Genomic DNA, 3245 nt, shown 5'->3' on the forward strand with positions numbered 1-3245 from the left:
GGGCTATAGTGAATGGGCAGGGCACTCTCGGTAGTTATGGCCGGCAGTCGCTGCCACAACATGTAGTTGCACCCGTCCGTTGAAGCCCCGGCCCAGCCCGGCAGCATGGCCCCAACACACACGGGGGCGGCGGTATGGCGCAAATCACAGCACAGGAGGCCGGCGGCCGGAACGTCGTGGCGTTCTTGGACATGCTGGCCTGGTCCGAGGGGACCGATAACGGGCGCCAGCCCACGAAGAACCACGGCTATGACGTGCTGGTTGGCGGCGGCCTGTTCACCGACCTCAGCAAGCACCCGGCCAAGCTGGTCCGGCTGAACCCGAAGCTGGCGTCCACCGCGGCAGGCCGGTACCAGTTCCTGTCGCGGACGTGGGGTGTGCTGCAGAAGCAGCTGGGCCTGCCCAACTTCGGCCCGCTGAGCCAGGACAAGGCGTGCATTGAACTGATCCGGGGGCGGCGCGCGCTGGACGCGGTCAAGGCTGGCCAGTTTGATCGCGCTGTGGCGCTCTGCTCGAAGGAGTGGGCCAGCCTRCCTGGCGCCGGCTATGGCCAGCACGAGCAGAGCCTGGAAAAGCTCCGCTCGGTGTTCCAGAAGGCTGGCGGCAAGGTAGGCGGGGCCGCATGACCATGGAAGCCCAGCCGAGCCAGGACGGCCGCACCCGTATTTCGCTTGGCCCGGTCGAAAAATGGATCGTGGGCGCCTTCGCCAGCTTCATGGTCGCCGGCGGCTACTGGCTGATCAGTTCGATGCAGGCGGTACTGACCCAGCAGCAGGTCACAAACCAGCAGATGGCCACCGTGCAGCAGCAGCTGCAGACCTTCAACACGCAGCTGGCGGACGTGCCGGCGCTGAAGCTCGAACTGGCCAAGCAGGCCGTGCAGGTCGAGCAGAACAAGCAGGACATCCGCGAGCTGAAGCAGCTCAGGGGGCTGAAGTGAAGCTGCAGCTGATCGACAACTGGCGCAAGGCCTGGAAACTGGCATCGGTGTGGGTGTTCGGACTGATCACCCTGTTCCCGGACATCTACGACGCGATCGCGGCCATGGGCTGGATGGATGAGCTGCCCGACCCGGCGAAGTGGAGCATCCGTGCACTCGGCGCGCTGGGCGTCATCGCCCGCGTGTTGTCGCGGAGGAAGCCGCTGTGCTGATCCCTGACCCGATCCGCCCCTACGTGGGCCTGATCCGCGCTGGCCTGTGGGTGGCGCTTGCCGGAGGCCTGTTCGTCGCAGGCTGCAACCATGGCAAGGATCGGCAGGCGGAAAAGAATCAGTCCGAGCTGGCCGGCGCAGCCAAGCAGACGGACGCGGCCCGCGCTGAGGCTGCCGAGAACCTACGCGCGGCCAATGCCTGCGGCCAGCTGCTGCAGGACGTGAACCGCCAGACCCAGGCATCGATTGATGAGGCGGCTCGTCAGAAGGCGGCCGCCGCTGCCGCTGCAGATCGCGCCCAAGCAGCAGCGGCCGAGAGTCAGCGCCGGGCCAGTGCCGCCGAGAAGGCGCTGCAGGCCGCCAAGACCCAGCCCGGATGCCGGGCGCAACTGGAGCAGCCATTGTGCGATGCCATTCCCTTGCTCTGATCGCCTCGCTGCTGCTGGCCGCCTGCGCGCACAAACCCGAGAAGCCGGCCATGCCGGAGAAGGTCTATGTGACCGTGGAGAAGCTGGTTCCGGTCGATGATCGGCTCACCCAGCCGTGTACGGCCACGCGTGCCAACTCGCGCACCGTCGAGGCGGTGGTCAGCGCCTACAACGCCAACCTGCTCGCCCTGCAGGACTGCAACACGCGCATGGGCGAGATCCGCGCACTGGGGCGGTAATGGCCAAGCGCCGCGTCCCGCTCCACCAGAATCCCCGCGGCTTCGTTGAGGTCGACCCGGAGGCGACGAAGGGCGCGCAGCTCGGCGTCAACCTGCTTGATGAGCAGGGTCGGCTGCTCACCCGTGAAGGCTTGGCTGGTACGAACCCAAGTGGCCCAAACAGCATTGCATCCACGATCTGGCGCCTGATCCGCGAAGTGCCGCTGAACATCCAGAAGCTGGCAGCGTTGGCCACTTCTGGCTTCGCGGTGCGCCGCAGCGACGGCGAATGGTCGACCCGCACGCTCCAGCAGGGCGCGGGGATCACGATCAGTAATCCCGCTGGTGAAGCCGGCGACCCAGCCATCGGCCTGGCCGACGTGCCCGACAGCGGCTCCGGCGTCMTGTTGGCGACGACCTTCGATGCGAAGGGCCGGAAGACCGGCAGCCGGCCGGCGACAATCACCGGCACCGCCACGCAGATCAATGTGGCCAACGGGACGGCGGCAGCTGGCCTGCCGACGCTGTCGCTTGCCGCTGAGGTCCTGACTTCGCTCGGGAAGGCCGACACCGCCGTGCAGGAGGTCCGCCCGGGCACAAACGTCACGGTGGACAACACCGATCCGCGGCGCCCGATCATTTCGGCCTCGAGTGGCGCCCCGAAATTCCCTTTCATTCTCCAGACCGGCGCAAGCTACATCCCGCTGACCGGAGCCAATGAGCTGCCGTTCTTCCTTGCGAGCGGGGCGGCATCCAACATCCCGGTGACCCCATGACCGACCGCATCCCTGTCAAAGCCGTGATTGCCTCCGGCGCAGCGACCGCGCTAGCCGAGTTCGAAACCGGCGACCAGATCGCAAATCAGTACCTGCACGCGGCGCCCCCCGTCCTTTCTGGCGGCTACCTTTCGCGGCCGGCATACAGCGCTGTGCCGGCCGGCACCATCTACGAGTCGACGGATACTGGCGAGCTGTACCGCTCGAGTGCATCGGCGTGGGTGCTGATGCCAGGCGGGAAGGTGCTTGCGCTCGCCACGATCTCGTCAAACGTGGTGCGCGCACCAGGTGCAACCGGGGATATTCCAGGCCTATCTGCGACGTTCACCGCCGGGGAAAGCGTCGTCTCTATCGAGTTCGGCGGCACCTTCGACAACAGCGCTGCGTCAACTTCGAACTACCCCTACTTCATGATCAAGCTGGACGGTGCAGTGGTTGGGCAGATCATCTGCGCCTCGGTTGGCGGCTTCACCACGGGCTCGCGCTGTGTGCCTGTTTCCGGGCTGACCCCGGGCAGTACCCACTCGGTCGCAATCGAGTTTCAGAGCATCGGATCGGGCACTTCGACACTCTATTCGCTTCCTGCTGATCGCCCATATATGACGGTGCGCAGCTCATGATCTCCAACTGTGGGCTTGGCAGATACGCGGCTTCCGAGTACGACGTGGTGC

The 3245-nt window shown here is 66.0% G+C and carries 7 protein-coding genes; all 7 read left to right on the plus strand.

Translation table 11 applies throughout. The features are described 5' to 3' along the window. Window positions 1–134 precede the first annotated feature (134 nt). Genes AC1VAN_RS16245 through AC1VAN_RS16275 form a run of 7 tightly spaced genes read left to right on the plus strand, consistent with a single transcriptional unit; the run spans window position 135 to window position 3194 of the window. Entirely contained in the window at window positions 135–626 is a 492-nt protein-coding gene (locus tag AC1VAN_RS16245; RefSeq protein ID WP_442251219.1) for a glycoside hydrolase family 24 protein, read from the plus strand. Continuing rightward, complete coding sequence (locus AC1VAN_RS16250) at window positions 623–940, plus strand: hypothetical protein (protein ID WP_313249547.1); 318 nt, start codon at window positions 623–625, stop codon at window positions 938–940. The genes AC1VAN_RS16245 and AC1VAN_RS16250 overlap by 4 nt, the downstream gene beginning before the upstream one ends. Continuing rightward, window positions 937–1152, plus strand: a complete 216-nt coding sequence (locus AC1VAN_RS16255) for a DUF7940 domain-containing protein (RefSeq protein WP_442251218.1) — start codon at window positions 937–939, stop codon at window positions 1150–1152. The genes AC1VAN_RS16250 and AC1VAN_RS16255 overlap by 4 nt, the downstream gene beginning before the upstream one ends. Before the next feature lie 23 nt (window positions 1153–1175). Further along, window positions 1176–1580, plus strand: a complete 405-nt coding sequence (locus AC1VAN_RS16260; protein WP_442251217.1) for a hypothetical protein — start codon at window positions 1176–1178, stop codon at window positions 1578–1580. Next, window positions 1556–1819, plus strand: coding sequence for an Rz1-like lysis system protein LysC (gene lysC, locus AC1VAN_RS16265; RefSeq protein WP_313116207.1), 264 nt, complete (start codon window positions 1556–1558; stop codon window positions 1817–1819). The genes AC1VAN_RS16260 and lysC overlap by 25 nt, the downstream gene beginning before the upstream one ends. Then, a complete protein-coding gene (locus AC1VAN_RS16270; protein ID WP_480986196.1) occupies window positions 1819–2574 on the plus strand; it encodes a hypothetical protein in 756 nt (251 codons plus the stop codon). The genes lysC and AC1VAN_RS16270 overlap by 1 nt, the downstream gene beginning before the upstream one ends. After that, on the plus strand, window positions 2571–3194 hold the full coding sequence (locus tag AC1VAN_RS16275) for a hypothetical protein (protein WP_442251215.1): 624 nt from the start codon (window positions 2571–2573) through the stop codon (window positions 3192–3194). The genes AC1VAN_RS16270 and AC1VAN_RS16275 overlap by 4 nt, the downstream gene beginning before the upstream one ends. Window positions 3195–3245: the final 51 nt, after the last annotated feature.

This window comes from Stenotrophomonas sp. 05L44_2, from assembly GCF_056665995.1.

Coding starts and splice junctions, on each gene's coding strand:
- AC1VAN_RS16275 (WP_442251215.1), top strand. CDS start 2,571: ATGACCGACCGCATCCCTGTCAAAGCCGTGATTGCCTCCGGCGCAGCG.
- AC1VAN_RS16250 (WP_313249547.1), top strand. CDS start 623: ATGACCATGGAAGCCCAGCCGAGCCAGGACGGCCGCACCCGTATTTCG.